Raw genomic sequence first — 26909 nt, forward strand, 5'->3', positions numbered from 1 at the left:
CCTATGGACGGCTTCGTGGTCACGCGAGGCGGCGGACGCGGCGGACTGCGAGGTAGAGCAGCAGGGCGGCGACGGCGACGAAGATGCCGGTCTCGATGCCCTGGAACAGCCAGAACCGGGTTCCGGGTTGGTAGAGCTGCCAGTTGTAGGCGCCCGAGGTGATGCCGAGGTCGGCGCCGCACGCGCCTCCCGGTCCGGCAGCCTCGGGGGCGCAGGCGATCTGCGCGTTGGCCGTGACCATCTTGCCGGAGGCGTCGCGGATACCGTAGGACAGGATCCAGTCGCCGGCGGCCGGGTTGGTCTGCTCGACGGCGTCCTGCAGGGGGAATGTCACCACGCGGGCGGGCAGGTAGTGCGGCCGGGCGAGTGTCGTCAGGACGATGCGCAACCCGAGGAACCCGAAGAGCGTGGCGGACATCGCCGGCAGCACCTTGGGCCAGATGGTGCCGGCGAAGATGCCGAGCGCGACCGCGAAGATCGTGTAGCCGATCGGGGCAGTGCCCTGCATGTCGAAGAAGAAGACGTTGAAGCGGCCGTGCTGCCCGGCCTGACTCATCGGGGTCAGCCACCACGAGACGCCCAACCCATAAACCACCGAGGCGACGAGCGCGACCGCGCCGGCGACCCCGAACTTGACCAGGGCCCAATGTCCCCGGCTGACGCCCTGGGTCCAGACCACGCGGTGGGTGCTCTGCTCGATCTCGCGGGCGACAAGCGGCGCACCCCAGAACAGCCCGACCAGCAGCGGCAGGACGAGGAAGAGCACACCGATCATGGTCATCACGCCGTACTGGCCGTTGAACTGGACGGACGCCTTGCCGCAGGTGTCGGCGTCGGCCGGGATCATCGAGGCGGTACCCAGCGCGCTGACGCAGTCGTCCAGGCCCAGGTCGGCAAAGGTGTGCCGCATGGCCAGACCGGTGGGGACCATGAACACGGCGAGCAACGCGAGGCCGATCGCGGTGAACAGTGCCTGCTTGCGGTGTTGCCGCCAGGCGAGCCAAATCATGCCGGCACCTCCCATTCGGTGTTCGGCTGAGAGGTGCCATCGCCGAGGTAGGCGAGGATGAGGTCCTCCAAAGTGACGTCGTACGCCTCCCATGCCGAATCGCGCAGCGTTGCGTTCGTGCGGACCAGCAGCGTGGACTGCCGGTCGGTGTGCTCGGCCCGTATCACCTGCGCGATCCCGGCGGGCAGCGGGCGGTCGTCTCGAGGGCCGACGAGCTGCCGGTGTTCGGCGAGCAGGGCACTGACGTCGCCGGTGAGCTTCACCTGTGAGGCATGCAACACGATGAGGTGGTCGCAGGTGCGTTCGAGGTCCGCCAGGATGTGCGAGGACAGCAGCACCGTGGTGCCTGTCTCGGCGACGACGCCCATCAGCGTCTGGAGGAACTCGCGCCGGGCCAGCGGGTCGATGCTGGCGACCGGTTCGTCGAGCAGTAGCAGCCGTGGGCGCTTGGCCATCGCCAGGGCGAGGGCAACCTGGGCCCGCTGACCGCCGGACAACTTGCCGACCGGCTTGTCGCGCGGGACGCCGATCTGCGCCAGCCGGCGGTGCGCTAGTGCCGTATCGAAGCGCCGGTTCAGCTTGGCTCCCATGGTGAACAGCTCGTCCGCCGTGAAGTCCCGGTACAGCGGGGTGTCCTGGGCCACGAAGCCGACCTCGGACAGGACGGCGACGTTGTCGTACGGCATCCGGCCGAAGACCCGTACGGTGCCGGCGTCCGGCCGCAGCAGACCGACCGCCAAGTGCAACAGGGTGCTCTTGCCCGCTCCGTTGGGGCCGACCAGGGCGGCCACCCTCCCGGCCGGCAGGCGCAGCGAGCAGTCCTGCAACGCCCAGGCCTTGCCGTACCTCTTTCCGAGCTGTTCAGTTTCGAGAACGATATCCATCCGTAACCCTTCCGTCCTGCTCACGCGGTGTGCAGGTTTCAGTTCTACGCAGACGCCGGTGTCATCACGGTGCCGCCGGGTGACACCGTTCTGACACCCACGCAGTGGCAGGGTGGGGATCATGCGCGTACTGGTGGTCGAGGATTTCGAGGTGCTGGCCCGTACGGTGGGTGTCGGGTTGCGTCGTGAGGGCATGGCGGTAGACGTGGTCCTCGACGGCAACGCGGCCCTCGATCACCTGGCCGTGACCCGCTACGACGTGGTGGTGCTCGACCGCGACCTACCGGGCGTGCCGGGCGACGAGGTGTGCCGCCGGATCGTGGAAAAGCACTCGGCGACCCGGGTACTGATGCTTACTGCCGCCTCGACGGTGAAACAGCGGGTCGACGGCCTGGACCTCGGCGCCGACGACTACCTCGCCAAACCGTTCGACTTCGCGGAGCTGGTCGCGCGGGTGCGGGCGCTCGGCCGGCGGGCGGGTCCGGCCATGCCGCCCATCCTGGAGTACCGGGAACTCACGCTCGACCCGGGCCGGCGGGTCGCGACCCGCGAAGGACGCCGGCTGGAGCTGAGCCCGAAGGAATTCGCCGTCCTGGAATGCCTGCTCGCCGCAGACGGCCGGCTCGTATCGGCGGAGGATCTACTCGAACGGGTCTGGGACGAGGCGGCGGACCCGTTCACCACGGCGGTGAAGACCACCATCCGCCGCCTGCGGACCAAACTGGGCGACCCCGCCATCATCCACACCGTTCGCGAGGGCGGCTACCGGATCGGCGAACCGTGATGCGCGTCCGGATCCCCCGTCGGAGCCTGCATGCTCAGCTCACGCTGCTCTACGCCGTGCCCTTCCTGATCTCAGGCGTCGTGCTGCTCGCGATCCCGCTGCTCGGCAACAGGCAGGCCACCCCGGCGGGCCTGATCGCGGACCCGGCCGTCGTTACGAACGACGGCGGTCGCCTGGACCGACAGTTCACCACATCGGCGTGGGCCATAGCCGGCATGGTGGTGGTCTCCCTCCTGCTCGGCTGGTTCGTCGCCGGCCGGTTCTTGCGGCCGCTGCGCACCATCACCGCCACCGCCCGGGAGATCTCCGCCAGCGACCTGCACCGCCGGCTCGGCCGAACCGGACTCCACGACGAATTCACCGACCTGGCCGAGACGCTCGACGACCTGTTCCAGCGGCTGCAGGCCGCGTTCGAGTCGCAGCGGCACTTCGTCGCCAACGCCTCGCACGAACTGCGTACCCCGCTCACCGCCGAACGGACGGTGCTCCAGGTGGCGCTCGCCGACCCCGACGCCACCACCGAGACGCTACGGTCAGCGTGCCACGAGGTCCTCACGCTCAGCGACCAACAGGAACGCCTCATCGAGGCGCTGCTCACCCTGGCGCACGGCGAACAGGGCCTCCAACTGCACACCCCACTCGACGTCGCCGACACCGCCGCCGAGGTAACCGCCGCCTGCCATCAGGACGCCGCAAGGCGGGGAATCCGGATACACACCTCCCTCGAACAGGCACCGGCAACCGGCGACCCCGACCTGATCGAGCGCCTGATTGTCAACCTGGTCGACAACGCCGTGCGGCACAACGCGCCGGGCGGGTGGGTGGAGATCAGCACGATGACCACCGCGACCGGCAGCGCCATCCGGGTCAGCAACTCCGGCCCGGTGGTGCCGCCCGGTGAACTCGACGCGCTGTTCCAGCCGTTCCGGCAGGTCGGCAACCGCCGGACCAGGCACCCAGACGGACACGGGCACGGACTCGGTCTGGCCATCGTCCGCACGATCGCCAAGGCGCACGGGGCGACCCTCGACGCCCGGACCCGGACCTCCGGTGGTCTCGACATCGAGATCAGGTTCTCGGATGAATGAGCTGCGGTCAGCCGGCACGCACCTGGTCGGTGCGAGCCGAGCAAGATCAGGTGGGCGCTCATCGGCATTACCCGGACACTGTCAAAGGGCGGGGCGGATCGGCGTGCGGGGGGGGTGGGGGGGATGGTCAGCCTCGGCGGTCGAGCCAGCGTTGGAGGGCCGAGCGGGGGTCGTCGGTGGTGGGGTCCTGCCGACGGTTCGGGACCGTCGGGCGCTCCACCGGGCGGTGCGGGTCGCCGGCCAGCTCGTGGCTCGGTGCGGCGAACGCCTTCTCCGGTTGGCCCTTCACTGCGGTGGCGATGACCCGGGCGACCGCGTCGATCACCTTGGTCTGCACCGCCGAGCCCACCGAGTCGGCCGGGTCGTCCGGGTTGGCGGCGATACCGGCCACCGCGACCTGCGAGGTGAAGCCGACGAACGTCTCGGTGGAGTTCTGCTCCGAGCTACCCGTCTTACCAGCCACCGGTCGGCCGTCGAGGATGTCGTTCACACCGGTGGCGGTGCCACCGTTGCACTGCCCGAACGCCGACTGCTGACCCACCGGGCAACGGGCCGCGTCGGTCGCGGCACGGGCGACGTCGGCGTCGAGCACCCGCTTGCAGGAGGGCTGCCCCACCGGCACCTTCGTGCCGTCCGCGCCGGTCACCGAAACCACCGGCACCGGCGTGCAGTAGGTGCCGTCGGCGGCCACCGTGGCGTACGCGTTGGCCAGGTCCAGCGGGGTGGTGGCCGCCACGCCCAGGGTGAACGAACCCCAGTTCGCGGCGTTGTTCTTGGCGAAGGCGGCGTCCGAGTCGGCGCGGAACGTGATGCCGAGCCGCTGCGCCATCTCGACCACCTTGTCCTGGCCGACCTGCTCGGCCAGCCAGACGAAGTAGGTGTTCACGGAGCGGCCGAAGCCGTCCCACATCATCCGGTACCCGTCCATCCAGTCCGGGTTGGCGTTCGCCGGGCACCAGTGGCCGTCACAGCTGCCCGGCCCCTCGGCGGCGTACCGGGTGGGCAGCTTGGCGGGCGCGTCGAAACCGGTGGAGAGGGTACGGCCCGACTCCAGCGCGGCGAGCATGGTGAACAGCTTGAACGTGGAACCCGCCTGGTACCCGTCGACGCTGGCTCCGCCGGAGATCAGCGGGTTGACGGTGTTCGGGTAGTTCGCCTGCCCGGCCGGGTTGTCGGCGAGGCTGTAGTGCCTGTTGACGGCCATCGCCAACACCCGCCCGGTGCCCGGCTGGACCGCCGCGATGGGCAGGGCGCGCTTGTTGTCGTAGGAGTAGACCTTGGTGGCCTGCTGCTGCGCGGTGGCCTGGATCTTCGGGTCCAGCGAGGTGACCACCGTGTAGCCGCCCGACCGCAGTGCCTGCTCGCGCTCCGCGACGGTGGCCCCGAAGGCCGGCTGGGTCAGCCACCACTGGCGCAGGTAGTCGCAGAAGTAGCCCCAGTCGTCGTGCCCCTGGGAGACGGCGGTGCAGCCGTTGGGCTGGGCGGTGGGGTGCAGGGCCAGCGGCTCGGCCTTGGCCTGGGCGGCCTGCGCGGCGGTGATCGCGTTGGTGGCGACCATCGAGTCCAGCACGTACGACCGGCGGGCCAGCGCCTCGTCCTTGTCGCCGCTGATCGGGCTGTACGCGTCCGGGGACTGCACCAGACCGGCCAGCAGGGCCGACTCGGCGAGGGTCAACTGCGCCGGAGGCTTGCCGAAGTACCGCTGGCTGGCCGCCGCGATCCCGTACGCCCCGGAGCCGAAGTAGGCGATGTTCAGGTACCTGTCGAGGATCTCGTCCTTGCCGAGGCTCTTGTCGAGCGCACTCGCGTACCGGATCTCCTGGATCTTGCGGCCCACCGTGGGATCGGTGGCGGCGGCGCGTTCCTCGGCGGTGCGGGTGGGATCGGTCTTGAGCACGTTACGGACGTACTGCATGGTCAGCGTCGAGCCGCCCTGCTCGGTGCCGCCACCCTTGACGTTGGCCACCAACGCCCGGGCCAGGCCGCGCAGGTCCGCGCCACCGTGGTCGTAGAAGCGCCGGTCCTCTGCCGCCACGATCGCCTGCCGCATGACCGGAGCGATCTCCGACAGGGGGACGTCGGTGCGGTTCACGTCGTAGAACGTGGTGATCAGCGTCTTGCCGTCGTTGGCGTAGAGGTACGAACGCTGCGGCGTGGCCGGGGTCTTCAGCGAGGCCGGCAACGCGGCGTACGACCCGAGCGCGGAGCGGGCCGTGAGCCCGAGCAGCAGGTTGCCCGGCAGGGCGGCGACTGCCAGGACGAGCCCGGCCAACACGCCGGCGAGCAGCACTGTGAACAGCCGCGACAGCGGCGAGCGGGGGGCGGCCATGCAACCCAGGATTGCCACAAAAAGCGCCAACCGACCACCCCCACCCCGCGATTGTCAGCAACTTCACGCCCACCCACCAGCCAACTCCCACCCCACCCCCTCCGGCAGCCCCCACCCCAGTGATCACGGGCTCGCCAAAAGGTTCAGAGTCGACCGAAGGCCGGCCCCGGCGATTGGCCCGCGTTGATCATGAAGTTATTGCCACGACACGCCGTGGCCGAGCGCAATAACTTCATGATCAACGGGCGAGGGGCGGGCCTGAGGCCGGGTGGGGTGGGTGGGGAGGGGTGGGGTGGGGTGGGTGGGTGGGTTAGGGGTTTGGGGTACTCAGGCTGGCGGTGGCGGCGTCTCTGGCGGTTTCACGGGGCATCAGGCGGCCGGAGCGGTAGCCGATGCCGATGCCGGCGATCAGCACGAAGATCGCGCCGAAGGTCTGCAAGGAGCCGATCAGGGCACCGCCGAGGCCGAGCAGCGGCGCAGCGATGATCAACATGACGCCGTCGCCGAGGCTGAAGGTGCCCGAGCGAGCCACCGCCCACCCGGTGAGGAACCAGCCCGCGCTGTAGAACGTGGCGCCGAGCAGGACCAGCGACCGCGCGGTGGTGCCGAAGACCGGCGTCTGCTCCTCGAACCCGGCGAACGGCAGCATCAGCACGGTGCCGGCGATGCTGACCAGCAGCCCGGCGGCGGCCGCCCGGCGGCTGCGGGTCGCGGCCAGCAGCCCGGTGAGGGCCAGCAGCGCGAGCAGACCGAGCCAGACCGCGGCCACCCAGCCGATCAGGTACACCGCCCGGCCGTTGGCCGGATAGGGGTCGTTGCCCACCCCTCCGTCGCTGGCCATCGCCACCGCGCCGTAGAGGATGGCGTACGCGGGCAGCAGCCAGACCGCCGCCCGCGCGAACCGGCGCACCGACCAGGCCCAACTGGCGTTCGTGGCGGGGGCGCCCGGGGTCGGCTCACCGACGAAGGGCAGTACGCCGAACCCGCCACCGCTGCGCCGGGAGCCCAGCGGGGCGACCGGGTCATGTGCGCCGGGCACCGGGGCCGAGGACCACATCCGATTCGCCGGATCCTTCATGCGTCACCTCGCTCGTCGTCGAGCGGTGCACCGACGCGCCGGGGCGCCCCGATTGCCTGGTCACCACCCGTCCTAGGACCGATCGTGGCAGGCGTCGGAGCGCCCCATGAGTCTTTCTCGTATTAAGCCGTGATCAGCCGCGCTCACGCTGGTCGGCCGGGTCCTCGACGAGGCTGGTCGGCGACACCGGCTCCGGTGCGGGCAGCCCCTGCCGCCCCTTGCCGCCGGTGGCCTGCGCCTCGGCGACGCGTACCTCGTCGTGGATCTGCTGGGCCGCGTCCGCCGCGGCCTGCGCCGCCTCGGCGGCCTCGCGCTCGACCTGGCTCGCCTGGTCCGCGGCCTCCGGTGCGGGCAGGTCCCCGACCATCTGGCTCAGCCCACCGAGCGCGCCACCCATCCCCTCCAGGGCCTTGGTCAGCTCGGCCGGGACGATCCAGACCTTGTTGGCGCTGCCCTGGGCGATCTGCGGCAGAGCCTGCAGGTACTGGTAGGCGAGCACCTTCTGGCTCGGGTTGGCCTGGTGGATCGCGTCGAAGACCGTACGGATCGCCTTCGCCTGACCCTCGGCCTGCAGGATCCGGGCCTGGCGGTCACCGTCGGCGCGCAGCACCGCCGACTGCTTGTCACCCTCGGCGGTGAGGATCACCGACTGCTTGTGCCCCTCGGCGGTCAGGATCGCCGCGCGGCGGTCCCGCTCGGCGCGCATCTGCTTCTCCATCGAGTCGCGGATGCTGGCCGGCGGCTCGATCGCCTTGATCTCGACCCGGGTCACCTTGATGCCCCAGCGGCCGGTGGTCTCGTCCAGCACACCCGAGAGGTGCCGGTTGATCTCGTCCCGGCTGGTCAGCGCCCGCTCCAGATCGAGCGAACCGATCACGTTACGCAACGTGGTGACGGTCAACTGCTCGATGGCCTGGAGGAAGCTGGAGATCTCGTAGGTCGCCCGGACCGAGTCGACCACCTTGAAGTAGAGGACAGTGTCGATCGAGACCACCAGGTTGTCCGAGGTGATCACCGGCTGCGGCGGGAAGCTGACCACCTGCTCCCGCATGTCGACCTTGGTACGGACCGCGTCGATGAACGGCACCAGCAGGTTGAGGCCGGGGCTGAGGGTGCGCTTGTACTTGCCGAGCCGTTCCACCACGTCCTGGCGCTGCTGCGGCACGATCCGCACAGCCTTGGCCAGCGTTATCACGGCGATCAACGCCACCGCGATCACCACCACCCCGATTAAGGTCATCCCGTTCACCCTCTCGATTCCGGCAGCTCGCCGGCGGAAGAAACATCGTCCTGCCACACCAGGGCTGTCGCGCCCCGGACCTTTATCACCCGAACCCGTTGACCGGGGTCGTAGACCTGTGTCGTGTCGTACGACCGGGCGCTCCACAACTCACCGTCAATCTTGACGAGACCCTGCTCGGCGTCCACCCGTTCCAGCACCAGCGCCGCGGAGCCCTCGATCGCCTCCACGCCGAACGGCTGCTCGCCACTCTCCAGCGCGGAGCGGCTGTGCCGCCGGATAACCGGCCGCACCACCACCAGGCTCAACGCCGACACCACAGCGAAGACCAGCGCCTGCACGGCGACCGGCGCGCCCAGGGCGGCAGCACCGGCGGCGGCGAACGCACCGGCCCCGAACATGATCAGAAATAGCGTCGTCGTAAAGATCTCGGCGACGGCCAGCAGCACACCCAAAACGATCCACACCACGGCGTCCACCCCCCGATCGTGACACGCGAATGCACGAGCAGCCCACCCGTGAAGATCAGTAGGCTCGGCGAGACCCTTTCCGGCCCGTCGAAGACACCACGAATCGGCGGCCCGACCCGAGGAGATTCCGTTGACCCTGCTCCCCGAGACCGCCCGACAGATCGACACCCGGGTCGCCCAGGCACAGGCCGACGGTCACACCCCGTCGCTGGTGCTGGGCGTGGTCCGCGACGGAACGCTGGCGCATGTGGCCGTCGCCGGCGAACACCCCCGCCCGGATGTCGACCTGCAGTACCGGGTGGGCTCGATCAGCAAGACGATGACCGCCACCCTGATCATGCAGTTGCGCGACGCCGGCCGACTGGCCCTGGACGACCGGCTGGAGCAGCACCTGCCGGGCACCGGTGTAGGCGCGCTCACAGTGCGCCAACTGCTCGGCCACGCCAGCGGCATCCAACGCGAACCCGAGGGCGACTGGTGGGAGCGGGCGGCGGGCGTCGACCTCACCACACTGCTCGCCGAGGTCGACGCCGACAAGATCGCTTATCCGCCACACCGCGCGTACCACTACTCCAACCTGGCGTACGGGCTACTCGGCGGGTTGCTCGAACGGCTCACCGGGAAACCGTGGGCCGACCTGCTCGACGAACGGATCCTCACCCCGCTGGGCCTGCGCCGCACCACCTACGCGGCCACCGAGCCGTACGCCCGCGGCTACGTCGTCCACCCCTGGCACGGCACGTTGCGCGAGGAACCCCGTACCGACACCGGTGCCATGGCCCCCGCCGGGCAGCTCTGGTCGACGATCGAGGACCTGGGGCGCTGGGCCGCGTTCCTGGCCGACCCCGACCCGTCGGTGCTGGCCAGCGAGACGCTGACCGAGATGTGCGCCCCCGTGGTGATCAGCGATCTCGACTCCTGGACCGGCGGGCACGGCCTGGGACTGGAGCTCTACCGTGACGGCGAGCGCGTGTACGTCGGGCACGGCGGCTCGATGCCCGGGTACGTGGCCGCCCTCGTGGTGCACCGGGCCAGCCGCACCGCAGTGGTCGGCTTCGCCAACTCGTACGGCTTCCCGATCACCGGGCTCGGCCGCCAGCTGCTCACCACGGTGCTGGACGCCGAACCGGCGTTCACGCAGCCGTGGCGACCGGCCACCGCCGCGCCGGCTGCCGAGTTGGCCGAGCTGACCGGCCGCTGGTGGTGGATGGGCACTCCGCTGGACCTGAGCTGGGACGCTGGTGACCTGCTGGCCCACGTACGCGGTGAGCGGGTGAGCCGGTTCACCGCCGAGGGGACGGACCGCTGGCGGGGACGTTCCGGCCCGGAGAACGGCGAGATCCTGTCGGTGCTGCGCGACGACAACGGACTGGCGCGGGCTGTCGACATCGCCACGTTCGTCTTCACCCGCAGCCCGGACGAGGTGCCCTGAACCGCCGCTGGGCGGATTCGGCGGACCAGGCGGTCAGGCCGGCTCGGTGACGAAGTCGATGAGGCGTTCCATGGCGTTGATCAGAGGGGTCTCCACGTCGGCGAAGCTGTTCACCCGGGACAGGATGTGCCGCCACATGTCGGCCGGCTCGGCCACCCCGAGGGCCGCGCAGACACCCTCCTTCCACGGCCGCCCCGGCGGCACCACAGGCCAGGCCGCGATGCCCAACGCGGCCGGCTTGACCGCCTGCCACACGTCCACGTAGGGGTGCCCGGTCACCAGCACGTGCGGCGAGTTCACCCGGGCGACGATCCGGCTCTCCTTGCTGCCCGACACCAGGTGGTCGACGAGCACGCCGAGTCGTCGGGTCGGGCCGGGGCCGAAGTCGCGTACCTCGGCGTCGAGGGCGTCGATGCCGTCCAACGGCTCGACCACCACGCCCTCGATCCGTAGGTCGTCGCCCCAGATCCGCTCGACCAGCGCGGCGTCGTGGATGCCCTCCACCCAGATTCGGCTGGCCTTCGCCACCTGGGCCCGGACGTTGTCCACGGCGACCGAGCCGGACGCGGTCCGCCGACGGGCCGCCGGCACCGCGGCGCGGGTCGGGCGGCGCAGCGTCACCGGACGGCCGTCGAGCAGGAACGCCGCCGGCAGCAGCGGGAAGTTGCGCCGCCTACCGTGCCGGTCCTCCAACACCACAGCTCCGGCCTCGAAGCCCACCACCGCTCCGCAGAACCCGGAGTCGGCATCCTCGACCACGAGATCCGGTTCGGCGTCCACCTCGGGGGTGACCTTGCGCCGTCGCCAGTCGCCCGCCAACACGTCCTCGCCGTATCGCCCCGCCATGTCGATCACGCTAAACCCAGCCCGCACTCACCTCGCTCCCCGACACACCGCGCCACGCCCACAGCCGCCCCCGCTGCCCCATCCCCTCCGCCGATCATGGACTTTTGGTGCCTCACAAAACACTCGCAATCGGGACTTGTCCCCCACCACAACTCCATGATCGACCTGAGCGGCGGGAGGGGCGGCGGGTGGGCGGCGGGGTGGGCGGCGGGTGGGCGGCGGGGTGGGGCGGCGGGTGGGCGGCGGGGAGGGTGGGCGGCGGTGGCGGCGGGTGGACGCAGGTCAGGCACGATGGGGCGAACAGGGCAGTTGGGGGCAGGCCGGGCGACCGGAGCGGCAGCCGAGACAGGGCCGGTCGCGACCACGTACCCTTTCGGCATGTCCACCCCCGCAACGGGCGCGGCCACTCTCGCGCCGCGCCGGTCCAGCCGGTTCGTTGCCTGGGTGCGCGCGTGGCGCGCCGGGTTGGTGCCCTACGACGAGGTCGCCGACGCCATCGCCGGCGACGAGGAACACCTCGTTGCGGACGCCCCGGGCACCTGGACCGACGTCCCGCTGGGTGCCGCGCTGCCCACCCTGGCCAAGTTCTCCCCGGACGAGATCCGCCTGGTGCTGCCCGCGCCGGGCGACCCGAGGGGTCTGCCCGGCCCCGGGGACTTCGCCGGTGCGGCGCTGGTCACGGGTGAGGCGGTGGTCGCCGGTGGGCTCGGGCTGATCCCCCAGGTGCGGCTGCACACCTCCGGCTCCGGAGACTGCTTCGAGACGGTGCTCTGGCGGGTCTACCCGCTGCCGGCCAACGCCCACGCCGCGTCACTCTCGTTGCCTGGCGCCGCCGAGGCGGAGGCCGAGTTGGCCGCCGCGCTGGCCGAGACGACAGCCGTCCTGACCCGCCTCGACGTCGCCCAGTGGCGGCCCGAGCTGGCCGGTGCGCTGGCTGCGCTCCGCCGCCCGGACGGCACCACCGACCTCCCACCGGGCTTCGACCCGCGGGCCCGCCGGCTCTTCGCCAGGGCCGCGGTGCTCGACCGGGTGCTGGCGTTGGCAGGGCACGCCGCCCCGGGCGGTGCGATCAACAACTACGAGGCGCAGCAACGGGACGCGGCACTTCGCCCCCTGACCGCTGCCTGCCGGCAGGCGCTGGTGGCCGCCTGCAACGCTCCCCTGCGCCCCTGACCAGCACCGCCGCCACGAGCACCGCAACACCGCCGCCCGGACCGCGACGACCAACCGCGACGCGCGCCTGCGCCGCCCCACCACACCCATGATCGTGCTCGATCCAGGATGTAGTGGCCTCCCGCCGCAGGGTCACCACTAAATCCTGGTTCAAGCACGATCATCAGCGCTAGCGCACCGCGCGGGCGAGGAGGACCGGGGCTGGTCAGATCTCGTCGAGCAGGTCCGCGACCGAGTTGATGATCCGCGACGGGCGGTACGGGTAGCGCTCCGCCTCGGTGCGGCTGCTGATCCCGGTGAGCACCAGGATGGTCTCCAGCCCAGCCTCCAGGCCGCACAGGATGTCGGTGTCCATCCGGTCACCGATCATCGCGGTGCTCTCCGAGTGCGCGTTGATGGTGTTCAGCGCCGAGCGCATCATCATCGGGTTGGGTTTGCCCACGAAGTACGGCTCGACCCCGGTCGCCTTGGAGATCATGGCGGCGACCGAGCCGGCGGCGGGTAGCGCGCCTTCCACGGACGGGCCGGTCACGTCGGGGTTGGTGCAGATGAACCGGGCGCCGTCGTTGATCAGGCGGACGGCCTTGGTGATCGCCTCGAAGCTGTACGTGCGGGTCTCGCCGAGCACCACGTAGTCGGGGGCGAAGTCGGTCAGCACGTAGCCGACGGCGTGCAGCGCCGTGGTCAGCCCCGCCTCACCGATGACGTACGCGGTGCCACCCGGTCGCTGGTCGGCGAGGAACTGGCCGGTGGCCAGGGCTGAGGACCAGATCGACTCCTCCGGCACGTCCAGCCCCATCCGGCTGAGCCGGGCCGTCAGGTCCCGCGGGGTGTAGATCGAGTTGTTGGTCAGCACCAGGAACGGCTTGCCGGAGGCGCGCATCCGGTTGATGAACTCCGGCGCGCCGGGCACCGGCTGGCCCTCGTGCACCAGCACGCCGTCCATGTCGGTCAGCCAACTCTGCACGGGCTTACGGTCATGCATGATGATCCTCAGAGGTCAGGGGCGACGGGTCGGCACGCAACAGACGGTGGGGCAGGTGTCCCACATGGGCAGCTCGCCCAGGCGGCGGCGCAGCTGCGCGCCGTCCGGGTCGGTCCGCTCGGTGACCAGCTCACGCACCATGGTCACGAAACGCGGGTCGGTGCCCGGCGTACCGGCCCGGACGAAGTCCAGGCCGAGCTGCTTCGCCGTCTCCAGCGCTTCGGTGTCCAGGTCCCACACGACCTCCAGGTGATCGGAGACGAACCCGATCGGGCTGACCACCACGCCGGTGGTGCCGCCGTGCGCGAGGGCGGCCAGGTGGTCGTTGATGTCCGGTTCCAGCCACGGCACCTGCGGCGGGCCGGAGCGGCTCTGCCAGACCAGGTCGTACCCCAGGTCGGGTGCGGCGGCAGCGGCGACGAGCCGGGCGGTCTCGTGTAGCTGCGCCTCGTACCGGCCGCCGTGCGGCCCGGCGTTGGCAGCCATCGAGTTGGGGATGGAGTGGGCGGTGAAGACCAGCCGGGTGGTGTCCCGCTTCGCCGGGTCGAGCTGGTCCAGCGCCGCCCGGACCGCGTCGACGTGCGGCTCGACGAAGCCGGGGTGGTCCCAGAACTGACGCAGCTTCTCGATCACCGGGGCGTCCGGGCCGACGGCGGCACGGGCGGCGGCGATGTCCTCCTGGTACTGCCGGCAGGACGAGTAGCCGCCGTAGGCGCTGGTGACGAAGGCCAACGCCCGGGTGATCCCGTCGTCGCGCATCTGGGTCACGGTGTCGGCGAGCATCGGGTCCCAGTTGCGGTTGCCCCAGTAGATGGGCAGGTCGAGACCGTGCGCGGCGAAGTCGGCGCGGACGGCGGACAGCAGGTCCCGGCACTGCTGGTTGATCGGGGACACCCCACCGAAGTGCTGGTAGTGCTCGGCGACCTCGACCAGTCGTTCGGGGGGCACACCCCGACCCCGGGTCACGTTCTGCAGAAACGGCATCACGTCCTCGGGCCGTTCGGGCCCGCCGAAGGACACCAGCACCAGCGCGTCGTACGACATGGGGTCATTCTCGCCCCTCGGCCGGGACGTCCCGGCGACGCCCCCTGGTCCGGACGCGTAGATCACGCGGACGGTGACCAGGGAGCGTCACGGTGCGGCGTCAGGAACCGATGGCGTGGTAGCCGCCGTCGACGTGGACGATCTCGCCGGTGGTGGCCGGGAACCAGTCGGAGAGCAGCGCCAGGCAGGCCCGCGCGGCGGGCTCCTGGTCGGTGAGGCTCCAGCCCAGCGGGGCGCGCTGAGCCCAGGCTTCCTCGAACTGGTCGAAGCCGGGGATCGACTTCGCGGCGATGGTGCGCAGCGGCCCGGCGGCGACCAGGTTGCTGCGGATGCCCTGCTTGCCCAGGTGCAGCGCCAGGTAGCGGGACGCGGACTCCAGGCCGGCCTTGGCCACGCCCATCCAGTCGTAGACCGGCCACGCCTTCGTCGCGTCGAAGGTCAGGCCGACGACCGCGCCGCCGGGCGACATCAGCGGCAGCGCCGCCATCGCCAGGGACTTGTACGAGAAGGTGGACACGTGCAGGGCGGTCGCCACGTCCTCCCAGGGCGCGTCGAGGAAACCGCCGCCGAGGCAGCTCTGCGGGGCGAAGCCGATCGAGTGCACGACACCGTCGAGGCCGTCGACGTGTTCGCGGACCCGGTCGGCGAGGCCGGCCAGGTGTTCGGTGTTGGTGACGTCCACCTCGATGACCGGCGCCGGCTCGGGCAGCCGCTTGGCGATCCGCTCGACCAGGGAGAGCCGGCCGTAGCCGGTGAGCACGACCTGCGCGCCGTTCTCCTGAGCGAGCTTCGCCACCGAGAAGGCGATCGAGGCGTCGGTGATGACACCGGTGACGAGCAGTCGCTTACCGGCGAGCAGTCCGGACATCGCTGATTTCCTCCGTAGTCAAAAGGGTTAGTGGCCCATGCCGAGGCCGCCGTCGACCGGGATGACGGCGCCGGAGACGTACCCGGCGCTGTCGGAGGCCAGCCAGGTGACCACGGCGGCGACCTCGTCCGGGCTGGCCATGCGGCCGGCCGGGATGGACTTGAGGATCTCCGCCTTGCGGTCGCCGGAGAGGCCGGCGGTCATGTCGGTGTCGATGAAGCCGGGTGCCACCACGTTCGCGGTGATGTTGCGGCTGCCCAGCTCCCGGGTGATCGAGCGGGCGACGCCGACGAGGCCGGCCTTGCTGGCGGCGTAGTTGACCTGCCCGGCGCCGCCGGCGAGGCCGACCACCGAGGAGATGAAGATCATGCGGCCCCACTTGGCGCGGAGCATCTTGCCGGAGGCCCGCTTCGCGACCCGGAACGCGCCGGTGAGGTTGGTGTCCACCACGTCGGTGAACTGCTCCTCGGTCATCCGCAGCAGCAGCGTGTCGGCGGTCATGCCGGCGTTGGCGACCAGCACCTCGACCGGCCCCAGCTCGGCCTCGACGGCGGCGAACGCGGCGTCGATCGAGGCGGCGTCGGTGACGTCGGCGCGGACGCCGAACAGGCTGCCCTGATGGCCGGCTCCGCCTGCGCCCAACCCCGGCTCGGCTGCACCGGCGCCGGGCACTCCCCCACCCCGGTGGGTGACCGCCACCCGGTCGCCCTGCTTGGCGAAGGCCTGCGCGATGGCCAGGCCGATTCCCCGGTTGCCCCCGGTCACCAGCACGGTACGGGCCACTGTTCCCCCTTGCGAATGGTCAGCACGGACGCGTCGGAGCCTAGGCGTTACCGGCAGGTAAGCGCTAACGGGAGTCGCGTCACACTGGGGTACGACACGGGGATCAACCCCTGGTGGCACGCCTCGTGGCGGGGTCGGCCCGTAGCCTCCGGGTGGTGAACCGGCATCCGATCGTGGTGGCCCTGCGGGCTCTGCGGCAGACAGTGCTCGGCCCGGACGCCCGGCCCGAACGGCCGTTGCTGGCCCGTTGGCCCGGGCCGGCCCGCTACGCAGCGCCGGTCGGTCTGCTCGCCGCGCTCGGCCTCTTCCTGATCACGTTGACCGTGGAGAGCGACTGGGGCCTGCCGCCGCCGATCGCGCTCCTGTTCGCGGCGATGACGGTGGCGCCGCTGCTGGCGCTGCCCCGGCGTCCGCTGCTGGCCTGGCGGCTGACGGTGCTGGCCCTGCTGGTCTGCACCTTCAACGCCCCGGCCGACCAGGCCTGGCCGTGGACCCCGCCGCTGGCGCTCGGGTCGATCGCTGTGGTGGCGGTGGTCTTCGCACGGGTCGACCGGCCGGTGCTGGCCTGGGTGGTGGCGATCAGCACGGTGCCGGTGCTCACCCTGGTCCATCCCGACAACCGGGTCCCCGTCCTGCTGCTGCTCGGCGCGCTGGCGATCGTGGGCGACCTGATCCGCCGCAACCGACTGTCCCGGCACGCGCTGGCGGCGCAGGCCGAGCTGAGCGAACGGGAGCAGGAGCGCCGCGCGGTGCTGGAGGAACGCACCCGGATCGCCCGGGAGCTGCACGACGTGGTGGCCCACCACATGTCGTTGATCGCGGTGCAGGCGGAGACCGCCCCGTACCGGCTGACGGACGTGCCGGCCCCGGCAGCCGCGGAGTTCGTCGCCATCGCCGCGTCGGCCCGTGACGCGCTGACCGACATGCGGCGGCTGTTGGGGGTGTTGCGCAGCGAGACGACCGGACCGCAGACCGCACCGCAGCCGGACCTCACCGACCTGGGCGCGATGGTGGACGCGGCACGCCGGGCCGGGCTGCCGGTGACACTGGACGCCGAGCCGGTGGACAACGACCGGGTGCCCGCGCCGGTCGGGCTGGCCGCGTACCGCATCGTGCAGGAGGGCCTGGCCAACGCGGCCCGCCACGCGGCCGGCGCCGCAGTGCGGGTCACCGTCCGCGTCGGCCGGTCCGGTCTGGGGGTACGCGTCGAAAACTCCCCGGCCGACGCCCGACCGACAGCCGACGGCGGCTCCGGGCACGGGCTGACCGGCATGCGGGAGCGGGCCACCTCGCTGGGCGGTACGTTCACCGCCGGGCCGCTGCCCGACGGGGGTTACGCGGTGGCGGCCGAGTTGCCGTACGACGTGGAGGGCGGGGACCGATGATCCGGGTGCTGATCGCCGACGACCAGGCGATGGTCCGGCAGGGTTTCGGCGCGCTGCTCGCTGCCCAACCGGACCTGCTGGTCGTGGGGGACGCCGCCGACGGCGCGCAGGCGGTGGCCGCCGCCCGCCACCTCGACCCGGACGTGGTGCTGATGGACGTGCGGATGCCGGTCATGGACGGGCTGGAGGCCACCCGCAAGCTGCTCGGTGACCGGTCGACGCAGCGACCCCGGGTGCTCATCCTCACCACCTTCGACCTTGACGACTACGTGTACGAGGCGCTGCGCGCCGGGGCCAGCGGGTTCCTGCTCAAGGACGCCCCGGCGGCCGACCTGGTGCAGGCGGTGCGGGTGGTGGCGGCCGGCGACGCGCTGCTCGCCCCGGGGGTGACCCGCCGGTTGATCGCCGAGTTCGCGGCCCGCCCGGACCGCCGCCGCCCCCGCCCCACCGACCTGGCCGGGCTCACGCCCCGCGAGACCGAGGTGCTGCGGTTGATCGCCCGGGGCCGCAACAACGCGGAGATCGCGGGTGACCTGGTGGTGGCCGAGCAGACGGTGAAGACGCACGTCGGGCGGATCCTGGCCAAGCTGGGGCTGCGCGACCGGGCCCAGGCAGTGGTGCTGGCGTACGAGACGGGTCTGGTGGCCGCCGGCGAGTAGCCCTGTGGAGCCAGCCCGGGAACGGCTCTGCGGGACGACGACCGGGCCCCGCCCCTGGGCGCACTCTCCCTTCGGACGACATTCCGGAGGGAGAACGTGATGCGACGACGAGGTGCCAGCGGGGTGGCGATGGCCGCGCTGCTCGGTGTGAACCTGGTCCTGCCGACCCGACCCGAGCCGGCCACGGCGGTGGGGTTCGTCGAGGCGTACCCGGTGACGGCGGCGGCGATGCGCGCGGCCGGCCCTCCGTACGCGGACTGGGCTGCCGACGGACGCCGGTTCCTGCTGTTCGACGAGCGCGGTGACGGTCGCGCGGTCGAGGTGTTCGGCGACCTCGCCGACGCGGACCGGATCGCGGTGCTGGTGCCGGGGGTCGGCAGCACCCTCGCCGACTTCGACACCGGGTTGGGCGGGGTGGCCCGGCGGGCGCCGGCGGTGCAGGCCGGGCAGCTCTACCGGGAGCTGCGGGCGACCGACCCGACGGCGCGGGTAGCGGTGCTGGCCTGGCTCGGCTACGACCCGCCCGACGGGGTGTTGACCGCCGCCGGTGGCGTCAGCGCGCGGCGCGGCGCGGCCGGGTTGGCCGCACTGCTGCGGGAACTGGCCGGGCGGCGTCCGGCGGCGACGATCACGCTGGTCGGGCACAGCTACGGGGCGCTGGTGGTGGCGCTGGCGGCGGCGGACGCCCCGGCCCAGGTCACCGACGTGGTCAGCCTCGGCGGTGTGGGCGCTGGGGTGCAGCGCGCCGACGACCTGCCCGGCGGGCGGCGGTTCTGGGCGGCCGAGGCGCCGACCGACTGGATCCGTCGGGTACCGCCGGTGCGCCTGCCCGGCCTGGGTTTCGGCCGGCGACCCGGCGACCCGGCGTTCGGTGCCCGACCCCTGCCGGTGGGTGGGGTGGCGGGGCACGACGGCTACCTCGCGTCGGGCAGCGCCGCGCTGGGCGCGGTGGCGGCGGTAGTGCTGGGCGACGTCGACCGGATCGGGGACGCCCGGTGAGCCGGGACCGTGCCGTCGACGCCCTGCGGGCGTACGCCATCGGCGGGGTGGTGCTCGGGCACTGGCTGGTCACCGGTCTGGTGCTTGGCGGCGACGGCGGGCTGCACCAGGCCAGTCCGCTGACCGCCCTGCCCGACCTGGCCCCGGCGACCTGGGTGTTGCAGACGCTCGGGCTGTTCTTCTTCACCGCCGGGTTCGGCTCGACCCGGTCGCTTGCCCGCTACCCGGGCGGCGCGGGTGGTTGGCTGGCGGGGCGGCTGCGCCGGCTGCTGCTGCCCACTGTGGCGCTGCTCGGTGTGGGTGCCGCGGTGCTGCTCGCCGCCACCGTGGTCGGCACCTCGGACGACACGCTCGCCGTCGCGCTGCGGCTGGCGGTCAGCCCGCTGTGGTTCCTGCTACCGCTGGTGATCCTGGTCGCGATGACCGGCCCGCTGCGCGTCGCCGTACGCCGGTGGGGGGTGGCTCGGTGCGGGGCACCGGCGGTTGCCGTGGTGGCTGCTGTCGACCTGGCCGTCCGGCTGCTGCCGGCCGGCACCGACCTGCCCCCGGTCACCGTGCTGGCGGCCTGGTCGGTGCCGTACCTGCTGGGTGTGGCGCACGCCGACGGGCGGCTGGACGGCCGGCGGGCGGGCGGCACGTTGGCGGCCGGTGGGGCGGTCGCGCTGGCGGCGCTGCTGGCGCTGGGCTACCCGGTGAGCGCTGTCGGCGTGCCCGGGGCCGGGGTGTCCAACCTGAACCCGCCGTCGCTGCTGGTCGTGGCGCTGGCGGTGACCCAGGTCGGGCTGGGGCTGTTGGCCCGGCCGGCGCTGCACCGGCTGCTGACCCGGCCGCTGCCGGGCCGGGCGGTGACTGAGGTGAACCGGTCCGCGGTCCGGATCTACCTGTGGCACCAGCCGGTACTGGTGGCGGTGACCGCGCTCACCGCGCGCGGCGGGCTGGCGGTGCCCGGTCTGCACACCGCCCCGGACGGCCCGGGGTGGGTGCTGGCGCGCTGCTGCTGGCTGCCGTTGCTCGCCGTGGTGCTGGTCACTGTGGTGCGGGTGGGGCGGCCGAGATCGCGCCACCGAGGCGTACGCGCTGGTGGCGAGCGGCGTCGCCAACCGGGCGGTGGAGGGGCCGCCGGCCGGTCGGCCGAGTGCGTTCCGTCGGTACCGCAGGTGTACGATCATCGACGTTCCGGCCCGCCCGACTTGCAGGAGGTGATCGCTGTGCGAGATAGCGATCCTCCCAGTCGTGGCCGGGCCGATGGTCAGCCCCGCTGAGCCACGACTCAGTCCGGTGAGCTGACCCCGCTCCGCTCCCCACCACGTCGGCAACCGCCGAGGTGAGTGTGCCGCGCCGCCCGATCCCGGGCGGTCGCCGGGAGCCGCCCGGTCACGACTTCGTGTGCGCGTCCCCACCCCCTGCGGTCCGCCCCCGCACGCGGACCGTCCAGCCGCCACCCGGAGCCGTCATGAGCCGTTACGTCGCCCCGCTGGGCTTCACCCTCGCCGCCGTCTGGGTGGCCATCGTCTTCGTGCTCGCCGGTGGCGGTCACTGACCGCTCCGGATCGGCAGTGTCGCTGACCGCTGGCCGGCGCTGCCCCGTGCTGGTGCCGGCGGCGGTCCCTGACCGCCGCCGGCGCACCGGCTACAACATCCGCGACGACCAGAGCAGACTGAACGCGCCCGCGCAGAGCGCCAGCAGCAACGCCACCCCGGCGTACCACTGGGTCACCTCACGCGGCTCGGTGCGGAACCCGATCGAGCTGCCCATGTCCTGATAGACCTGCTTCAGCTCGCTCACCGAGGCCGCCTCGTAGAAGTAACCCTCGGTGGTCTCGGCCAGCTCGGCAAGGGCCATCCGGTCCACCGGCACCCGCTGCAACTGCCCGCCGATGTCGACCTGGCCGGTGTCGGTGCCGAAGGCGATGGTGGAGACCGGAACGTTCGCGGCCTGCGCCGCCGCCGCCGCCTCCTCCACCGCCCGACCGGAGGTCCGGAAGCCGTCGGAGAGCAGCACGATCCGTGCCGGCGGGATGCCCTCCGCGCCGTCGGTCGGCACCGATCGGATCGCCTCCAGACAGGTGAACACCGCCTCGCCGGTGGCTGTCGCCTCGGCCAGCACCAGCCCGTCGATGGCGCTGGTCACCGCGTCCCGGTCCTTGCCCGGCGGCACCAGCACGTTGGCCGCCTTGGCGAACGACACGAGGCCCAGGTTGTAGCTCTCCGGCAGCTCACTGACGAACTGCTTGGCCGCCTCCTGGGCCGCCTCCAGCCGGTTCGGCGCCACGTCGTCGGCCTGCATCGACAACGACACGTCGATGGCGAGCATCACAGTGGCCCGCTCCAGCGGCTCCTTGGTGTCCACAGCGGGACGGGCCAGCGCGGTGGCCAGCACCAGCAGACAGAGCAGGAACGCGGTCGCCGGGACGTGCCGACGCCAGCCCAGGCCCTTCGGCGCGACAGTACGCAGCAGGTCCACATTGGTGAACCGCATCGCGTACGCCCGGCGGTGCAACTGCCGCCAGACGTAGAACGCGGCGAGGGCGAAGACCGGCAGCACAGCCAGCAGCCACCACGGTTGCAGAAAACGGATCATCGTGTCGTCCCCCGGGTACGCGCGTGCCGCTGCGCGGCCACGAATCGCACCATGTCCAGCAGCCAGTCTCGGTCGGTACGCAGACGCAGGTGGGCCGCGCCGGCGCCGCGCAGGGCGGCGGCGATCGTGGCCCGTTGGGCGGTGGCCGCCTCGGCGTAGCGCTGCCGCAACCGCGGGTCGGCGGTCTGCACCTCGTGCAGTTCGCCGCTCTCCGGGTCGACCACCGGCAACACGCCCACGTCGGGCAGTTCCAGCTCACGCGGGTCGACCACCTCGATCGCCAGCACGTCGTGGCGGACGCGCAGCTTGCGCATCGGCCGCGCCCACTGTTCGGCCGGCGCGAGGAAGTCCGAGACCACCACTGCCACACCGCGACGGCGCGGCGGACGGTTGAGCATCTCGATCAGGGCGCCGAGATCACCGCGGCCGGGTTGGATGGCGGTGCCGGCGACGGCACGCAGCAGGCCCTGCGCCTCCTTGCGTCCGGAGCGCGCCGGCAGCCGGGTGAGCACCCCGGGCCCGGCCGGCGGTGGTCCGCCGCGCCAGCGTCGGGCCGGGGCGGACACCCCGCCACCGGTGCCGATCACGGCGCCGATCCGGTTACCCCCGCGCACTGTCAGGTGGGTGATGGCGGCCGCGGCGGCCACCACCACCTCCCGTTTGAGCCACTGCCCGGTCCCGAAGTCCAGGCTGGCGGAGAGGTCGAGCGCGAGCCAGGTCTCCAGTTCCCGGTCGGCGACCGTACGTCGCACGTGCGGTGTGGTGGTCCGGGCCGTGACCGGCCAGTCCATCCGGCGCACGTCGTCGCCGGGGCGGTACTCCCGGGACTCTCCCGCCTCACTGCCCGGTCCGGGCAGCAGGCCGGCGTAGTCGCCCTGGAGCAGACCGTCGAGCTTGCGGGTGACCAGCAGCTGAAGCCGGGACAGCACGGCCTCGCTACGGTCGGCGAGGGGTGCCGGACGAGGGGTGGGTGAGGTCACGGGCGCTGCCCGGGCCAGCCAGCGCCCGGCGGCGGCGCGATCGTCGGCGGGGTGGCCTGCTGCCGGGGAGCGACAGCGGGGAGCGGGATCGTCGACATCACCCGCTGCACGATGTGGTCGGCGGGTACGTCGTCGGCGAGCGCGTCGTAGCTGAGCACCAACCGGTGCCGCAGGATGTCCGGCGCGATGTCCTGCACGTCCTGTGGCAGCGCGTAGTCACGCCCGCGCAGCAGCGCCAGGGCGCGGGTGGCCCGGACCAGACCGAGCGAGGCGCGCGGGCTGGCCCCGTACTGGATCAGTTGCGCGACGTCGGGCATGCCGTGCTCGGCCGGGGCCCGGGTGGCCAGCACCAACCGGACCGCGTAGTCGACAAGGGCGTTGTGGACGAAGACCTGGTCCGCCTTACGTTGCAGGGCGATCAGCTCCGGGGTGTCGAACACCGCTGTCGGCTCGGGCGCGGCCACGCCCATCCGGTAGACGATCTCCCGTTCCTCCGCGTCGGTCGGGTAGCCCACCACGATCTTCATGAGGAACCGGTCCCGCTGCGCCTCCGGCAGCGGGTAGACGCCCTCCTGCTCGATCGGGTTCTGGGTGGCCATCACCAGGAACGGGTCCGGCACCCGGTGGCTCTCCCCACCGATGGACACCTGCCGCTCACTCATGACCTCCAACAGCGCGGACTGCACCTTCGCCGGCGCCCGGTTGATCTCGTCGGCGAGCAGGAAGTTGACGAAGACCGGGCCCAACTCGACGTCGAACTTCTCGCTCGACTGCCGGTAGATCCGGGTGCCCATGATGTCGGCGGGCACCAGGTCCGGGGTGAACTGGACCCGGGCGAAGGACCCACCGACGACCTTGGCGAGGGTCTCCACAGCCAGGGTCTTGGCCACCCCGGGCACGCCTTCGAGCAGGCAGTGACCGCGGGCGAGCAACGCGACGAACATCCGCTCCACCATCCGGTCCTGCCCGACGATCACACGTTTGATCTCGAACAGGCCCTTCTCCAGCAGGGTGGCGTCCTGCGCGGGTGTGGTCACCGGGGCGGGTGCCGCTCCGTTCGGCGTCGGGGCGTCGGGCATGGTCGGCTGGGCCACCGGTCCTCCACAGCGTTTGTCGGTCGTCGCGGCTCGTGCGGTATCAAGACTCGCACGCCTTGCTGAGTGTCGAGGTGGGGAGAAGCCGATTTTGGCCGCGCCGTCCCCAGCGGCCGAATCGCACATCGAGGGTGTGCACGGACCGGCCCACCGCGTGTACGATTCACCCCGTCGCCGGGCGGCTCCCCCCGTGGTCGCCCGGCGCTCAACTTCTCCGTCCCGCCGCCCTAGACTGGCCGGGATGAGCATCCCCTCCCCCGCCGATGAGGCCCTGGTCTGTTCGGCCCGGGGCTGCCGGTCCACCGCCGTCTGGGCGCTGGAGTGGAACAATCCCCGTCTGCACGACGCCGATCGGCGCAAGACCTGGTTGGCCTGCGCCGAGCACCGGGGCAGCCTCGGTGACTTCCTCGACGCTCGAGGCTTCCTGCGTGCCGTCACTCCGGTGCCCGGATCGCCTACGCTCGACCTGTGAGCGGCGACCCTCCGGCTTCCCCCGGCCCCACCTCCCCGTCCTGGCCGCCCACCCCGGCCACCGCACCACCCGGCGTCGACCCGCCGCCCGGCGCGTTCCCGGCACCCGGCACGCTCGGCCCGGAGCCCACCGCGCCGGACGCCTCGACGCCCGCCCCGCTGCCACCGGGCGCGCTGCCGCCCGGTCACCGGCCGGCACCCGCCGCCGATCAGCGCGCGCCCGACCTGCCGCCCCCGGGTCTCCTGCCACCCGAGCCCGGCGCGCTGCTGACGGCCGCGCCGGGTGGTCGGGGTCCGCTGGAGCCCTGGCCGGACACTGTCAACTGGCAGCCGATCTCCACCGACCTGATCTGGGTGGAGCTGATCCGGCTGGCGATCGTGGTGGCCATCGGGCTGGCGGTGACAGGGGTCGGCTGGGCGTTCAGCGGTCACTGGTTGTTCGGGCTCGCCGTGGCCGTCGTGCTGGTGCTCGGTGCGTGGCGGGCCGTCGCGATCGTCCGCGCGGTCCGGGCCTGGGGGTACGCCGAGCGGGAGAACGACCTGCTGGTGAGGCACGGGCTGCTGGTCCGCCGGCTCTCCATCGTGCCCTACTCGCGGATGCAGTTCGTCGACGTGAGCGCCGGGCCGTTGGAGCGCGCCTTCGACCTGGCCACTGTGCAGTTGCACACCGCGGCGGCGGCGAGCGACGCCCGGGTGCCCGGGCTGCGTCCGGCGGAGGCGTCGCGGCTGCGCGATCGACTCACCGCGCTCGGCGAGGACCGGGCGGAGGGGCTGTGAACACCCGCGTGGGCGGCCGCCGACCGCGCCGAGGGCCACGCCGATGAGCGACGGGTCCCCCGAGCCGAGCACCGTGCCACCCACCGGCCCGACGCCACCGGGGCCGGTGCTGCCCGATGGCGCGACATCGCCTGGGCCGGTGCCGCCCGGCTCGTCACCTCATGGGCCGGTGCCGCCCGGCATGCCCGCGCCGTGGCCGGCACCACCGGTCGGCGGCGAGGGCGAGCCCCGGCAGCGACTGCACCCGCTCAGCCCGGTGCTGCACGGCGCCAAGTCCCTGGTCGTGGTGATCGCCGGGCTGTCCTGGTCGACGCTGTCCCGGGTGGGCTTCGGCTGGTTCGCCGCCATGGTGGCGGTGCTGGCGCTCGGCGCGACAGTGCTGTCGGTGATCAGCTGGTACAACACCGGCTACCACGTCGTCGGCCGGGAACTACGGGTGTACGAGGGTCTGCTCTGGCGGCGTACCCGGGCCATCCCGTTGGAACGGTTGCAGGCCGTGGAGGTGGTCCGGCCGCTGCTCGCCCAGCTCACCGGCCTGGCCGAGCTGCGCCTGGAAGTGGTCGGCGGAGGCAAGACCGAGGCGCCACTGGCGTACCTCGGCGTCGCCGACGCGGCGGTGCTGCGCGAGCGTCTGCTGGCGCTGGCCGGGCGGGTGGCGCAGCGGCCCGCGCCCGGCGACGCGACGGCCCCGGTGGCCCCGGGTGCGACGGCGCCACCGACGGCCGGGCCGGGCCGGCCACTGCACGCGGTACGCAACCAGAACCTGCTGATCAGCCAACTGCTCACCCCGCAGGCGTTCCTGCTCCCGTTCGGTGTGGCCTTCGTCGTGGTGCAGTTCCTCACCGCCGGTTCGTGGTCGTTCGTCGCGGTGGCGAGCACACTGACCGCGATGGCGGGTGTCCTGCTGCAGCCGATCCGCCGGGTTCTCGACGACTGGAACTTCCGGCTGGCCCGCGACGGCGGCACGCTGCGGGTGCACAACGGCCTGCTGGAGACGCGGGCGCAGACCGTGCCGCTGGAGCGGGTGCAGACCGTGCGGGCCACCTGGCCGTTGCTGTGGCGGATGAAGGGCTGGCTGCGGCTGCGGCTGGAGGTGGCCGGTTACTCCGTCGCGGAGGCCGACGACCGCAACCGGCCCGACCGGCTGCTGCCGGTCGGCGACCTGCCGACGGCGACGATGATCGTCGCCGAGGTGCTTCCCGGGGTACGCCTCGACGCGCTCAACCTGAGCTCGCCGCCGCGGCGGACCCGTTGGCTGCACCCGCTGGGCCGCACCGCGTTTGGCGCGGGGCTGTTCGAGCGGGTGTTCGCCACCCGGTCCGGGCGGCTCACCAGGCAGTTGGTGATCGTGCCGTACGCCCGGATCCAGAGCGTGCGAGTGGTCCAGGGGCCCATCCAGCGCCGTCTCGGGTTGGCCACCGTCCACGCCGACACCGCGGGCGGCTCCGGCGCCACAGCCCAGGACCGCGACCTGGCCGAGGCCTGGGCCCTGGCTGCGGACCTGACCGCGAGAGCACACCAGGCCCGCACCCAACTCTGACCCCGCCACGGCCCACCCCGTTGCTATATATATCGCCGCACGATATATATAGACCATGGACATCAGTGAGCAGACGTTCCTGATCCTCTCCGCCCTCGCCGACCAACCCCGCCACGGCTACGCGTTGGTGACAGAGGTCGACGAGATGACCAGCGGCAGGATCCGGCTACGCGCCGGCACCCTCTACGGGGCCCTCGACCGCCTCGTCACCCAGGGGCTCATCGCCCCCGACCACGACGAGGTGGAGAAGGGCCGGCTGCGTCGTTTCTACACATTGACCGACGCCGGGGCAGACGCCATCCGCGCTGAGAGCCAGCGGATGGCCACAGCGGTCCGGCTCGCCGAGGAACGCCTCAACAAGCGCGCCGCCCGCAACGCCCCGCGCCTCGGGACCATCGGATGAGCCCGGA

At 72.2% G+C, this 26909-nt stretch carries 27 protein-coding genes; 13 read left to right on the forward strand and 14 right to left on the reverse strand.

All coding sequences use genetic code 11. From position 1 onward, the window contains the following. Positions 1-19: 19 nt before the first annotated feature. Both AB0K35_RS26820 and AB0K35_RS26825 read right to left on the reverse strand, forming a co-directional pair. On the reverse strand, positions 20-1009 hold the full coding sequence (locus AB0K35_RS26820; protein ID WP_196925560.1) for a transporter: 990 nt from the start codon (positions 1007-1009) through the stop codon (positions 20-22). Further along, the gene (locus tag AB0K35_RS26825) at positions 1006-1893 is read right to left on the reverse strand and encodes an ABC transporter ATP-binding protein (protein ID WP_363888571.1); all 888 of its coding nucleotides are present in this window, start codon (positions 1891-1893) and stop codon (positions 1006-1008) included. The genes AB0K35_RS26820 and AB0K35_RS26825 overlap by 4 nt, the downstream gene beginning before the upstream one ends. 121 nt (positions 1894-2014) lie before the next feature. On the opposite strand from AB0K35_RS26825, the gene AB0K35_RS26830 reads away from it, so the two are divergent. Then, the gene (locus AB0K35_RS26830) at positions 2015-2677 is read left to right on the forward strand and encodes a response regulator transcription factor (RefSeq protein WP_196925558.1); all 663 of its coding nucleotides are present in this window, start codon (positions 2015-2017) and stop codon (positions 2675-2677) included. Further along, a complete protein-coding gene (locus tag AB0K35_RS26835; RefSeq protein WP_238672662.1) occupies positions 2677-3765 on the forward strand; it encodes a HAMP domain-containing sensor histidine kinase in 1089 nt (362 codons plus the stop codon). The genes AB0K35_RS26830 and AB0K35_RS26835 overlap by 1 nt, the downstream gene beginning before the upstream one ends. Positions 3766-3892: 127 nt before the next feature. On the opposite strand, the gene AB0K35_RS26840 is transcribed toward AB0K35_RS26835, so the two are convergent. The 4 genes from AB0K35_RS26840 to AB0K35_RS26855 form a co-directional block, all read right to left on the reverse strand. Further along, positions 3893-6094, reverse strand: a complete 2202-nt coding sequence (locus tag AB0K35_RS26840) for a transglycosylase domain-containing protein (RefSeq protein ID WP_363888574.1) — start codon at positions 6092-6094, stop codon at positions 3893-3895. Positions 6095-6404: 310 nt separating this feature from the next. Further along, entirely contained in the window at positions 6405-7172 is a 768-nt protein-coding gene (locus AB0K35_RS26845) for a hypothetical protein (RefSeq protein ID WP_238672664.1), read from the reverse strand. A 133-nt stretch (positions 7173-7305) separates the two neighbouring features. Next, positions 7306-8412: an SPFH domain-containing protein gene (locus AB0K35_RS26850; protein ID WP_238672666.1), complete on the reverse strand. Its 1107-nt coding sequence runs from the start codon at positions 8410-8412 to the stop codon at positions 7306-7308. 5 nt (positions 8413-8417) lie between these two features. Further along, a complete protein-coding gene (locus AB0K35_RS26855) occupies positions 8418-8891 on the reverse strand; it encodes an NfeD family protein (RefSeq protein ID WP_363888578.1) in 474 nt (157 codons plus the stop codon). Positions 8892-9012: 121 nt separating this feature from the next. On the opposite strand from AB0K35_RS26855, the gene AB0K35_RS26860 reads away from it, so the two are divergent. Next, positions 9013-10314 carry a serine hydrolase domain-containing protein gene (locus AB0K35_RS26860; RefSeq protein WP_363888580.1) on the forward strand — a complete coding sequence of 434 codons (1302 nt, stop codon included), beginning with the start codon at positions 9013-9015 and terminating at the stop codon, positions 10312-10314. A gap of 33 nt (positions 10315-10347) precedes the next feature. Here the strand turns inward: AB0K35_RS26860 and AB0K35_RS26865 are convergent, their stop codons facing one another. Next, positions 10348-11160, reverse strand: coding sequence for a DUF3097 domain-containing protein (locus AB0K35_RS26865; protein ID WP_238672670.1), 813 nt, complete (start codon positions 11158-11160; stop codon positions 10348-10350). 378 nt (positions 11161-11538) lie between these two features. Between AB0K35_RS26865 and AB0K35_RS26870 the strand changes: the two genes are divergently transcribed. Beyond that, the gene (locus AB0K35_RS26870; RefSeq protein WP_363888583.1) at positions 11539-12333 is read left to right on the forward strand and encodes a hypothetical protein; all 795 of its coding nucleotides are present in this window, start codon (positions 11539-11541) and stop codon (positions 12331-12333) included. A 205-nt stretch (positions 12334-12538) separates the two neighbouring features. On the opposite strand, the gene AB0K35_RS26875 is transcribed toward AB0K35_RS26870, so the two are convergent. The 4 genes from AB0K35_RS26875 to fabG form a co-directional block, all read right to left on the reverse strand. Continuing rightward, positions 12539-13318, reverse strand: coding sequence for an HAD-IIA family hydrolase (locus AB0K35_RS26875; protein ID WP_091403868.1), 780 nt, complete (start codon positions 13316-13318; stop codon positions 12539-12541). A 15-nt stretch (positions 13319-13333) separates the two neighbouring features. Then, the gene (locus AB0K35_RS26880) at positions 13334-14362 is read right to left on the reverse strand and encodes a ferrochelatase (protein WP_238672672.1); all 1029 of its coding nucleotides are present in this window, start codon (positions 14360-14362) and stop codon (positions 13334-13336) included. Positions 14363-14462: 100 nt separating this feature from the next. Continuing rightward, positions 14463-15230, reverse strand: coding sequence for an enoyl-ACP reductase FabI (fabI, locus tag AB0K35_RS26885; RefSeq protein ID WP_238672674.1), 768 nt, complete (start codon positions 15228-15230; stop codon positions 14463-14465). Between the two features lie 27 nt (positions 15231-15257). Next, positions 15258-16013 carry a 3-oxoacyl-ACP reductase FabG gene (gene fabG, locus AB0K35_RS26890; RefSeq protein ID WP_357361453.1) on the reverse strand — a complete coding sequence of 252 codons (756 nt, stop codon included), beginning with the start codon at positions 16011-16013 and terminating at the stop codon, positions 15258-15260. Positions 16014-16168: 155 nt separating this feature from the next. Here fabG and AB0K35_RS26895 point away from each other — a divergent pair, with 155 nt between their 5' ends. The 5 genes from AB0K35_RS26895 (at position 16169) to AB0K35_RS26915 (ending at position 20596) form a co-directional block, all read left to right on the forward strand. Continuing rightward, positions 16169-17398, forward strand: a complete 1230-nt coding sequence (locus AB0K35_RS26895) for a histidine kinase (protein ID WP_363888587.1) — start codon at positions 16169-16171, stop codon at positions 17396-17398. Next, positions 17395-18057 (forward strand): response regulator transcription factor, encoded by a 663-nt coding sequence (locus AB0K35_RS26900; RefSeq protein ID WP_091403852.1) that lies wholly within the window; start codon positions 17395-17397, stop codon positions 18055-18057. Before AB0K35_RS26895 ends, AB0K35_RS26900 begins: the two co-directional genes overlap by 4 nt. A gap of 99 nt (positions 18058-18156) precedes the next feature. Beyond that, on the forward strand, positions 18157-19056 hold the full coding sequence (locus tag AB0K35_RS26905) for an alpha/beta hydrolase (protein ID WP_238672679.1): 900 nt from the start codon (positions 18157-18159) through the stop codon (positions 19054-19056). Then, positions 19053-20318: an acyltransferase gene (locus AB0K35_RS26910; RefSeq protein ID WP_363888589.1), complete on the forward strand. Its 1266-nt coding sequence runs from the start codon at positions 19053-19055 to the stop codon at positions 20316-20318. The genes AB0K35_RS26905 and AB0K35_RS26910 overlap by 4 nt, the downstream gene beginning before the upstream one ends. 68 nt (positions 20319-20386) lie before the next feature. Further along, complete coding sequence (locus AB0K35_RS26915) at positions 20387-20596, forward strand: hypothetical protein (RefSeq protein WP_238672681.1); 210 nt, start codon at positions 20387-20389, stop codon at positions 20594-20596. Positions 20597-20686: 90 nt separating this feature from the next. Here AB0K35_RS26915 and AB0K35_RS26920 read toward each other — a convergent pair whose 3' ends face one another. Genes AB0K35_RS26920 through AB0K35_RS26930 form a run of 3 tightly spaced genes read right to left on the reverse strand, consistent with a single transcriptional unit; the run spans position 20687 to position 23711 of the window. After that, entirely contained in the window at positions 20687-21637 is a 951-nt protein-coding gene (locus tag AB0K35_RS26920) for a VWA domain-containing protein (RefSeq protein ID WP_238672682.1), read from the reverse strand. Continuing rightward, positions 21634-22635: a DUF58 domain-containing protein gene (locus tag AB0K35_RS26925; protein WP_112603426.1), complete on the reverse strand. Its 1002-nt coding sequence runs from the start codon at positions 22633-22635 to the stop codon at positions 21634-21636. The genes AB0K35_RS26920 and AB0K35_RS26925 overlap by 4 nt, the downstream gene beginning before the upstream one ends. Next, a complete protein-coding gene (locus tag AB0K35_RS26930; protein ID WP_238672683.1) occupies positions 22614-23711 on the reverse strand; it encodes a MoxR family ATPase in 1098 nt (365 codons plus the stop codon). Before AB0K35_RS26930 ends, AB0K35_RS26925 begins: the two co-directional genes overlap by 22 nt. 241 nt (positions 23712-23952) lie before the next feature. Here AB0K35_RS26930 and AB0K35_RS26935 point away from each other — a divergent pair, with 241 nt between their 5' ends. The 4 genes from AB0K35_RS26935 to AB0K35_RS26950 all read left to right on the forward strand — a co-directional run bounded on the left by AB0K35_RS26935 (position 23953) and on the right by AB0K35_RS26950 (position 26902). Next, positions 23953-24183 (forward strand): hypothetical protein, encoded by a 231-nt coding sequence (locus AB0K35_RS26935; RefSeq protein WP_363888591.1) that lies wholly within the window; start codon positions 23953-23955, stop codon positions 24181-24183. A 242-nt stretch (positions 24184-24425) separates the two neighbouring features. Then, positions 24426-24959 carry a PH domain-containing protein gene (locus AB0K35_RS26940; protein WP_238672716.1) on the forward strand — a complete coding sequence of 178 codons (534 nt, stop codon included), beginning with the start codon at positions 24426-24428 and terminating at the stop codon, positions 24957-24959. A gap of 43 nt (positions 24960-25002) precedes the next feature. Next, positions 25003-26499, forward strand: coding sequence for a PH domain-containing protein (locus AB0K35_RS26945; protein WP_363888593.1), 1497 nt, complete (start codon positions 25003-25005; stop codon positions 26497-26499). Between the two features lie 55 nt (positions 26500-26554). Next, positions 26555-26902, forward strand: coding sequence for a PadR family transcriptional regulator (locus tag AB0K35_RS26950; protein ID WP_357361447.1), 348 nt, complete (start codon positions 26555-26557; stop codon positions 26900-26902). The last annotated feature ends 7 nt before the right edge of the window (positions 26903-26909 follow it).

The organism is Micromonospora sp. NPDC053740 (genome assembly GCF_040677775.1).
Classification (GTDB): Bacteria; Actinomycetota; Actinomycetes; order Mycobacteriales; family Micromonosporaceae; genus Micromonospora; species Micromonospora alfalfae.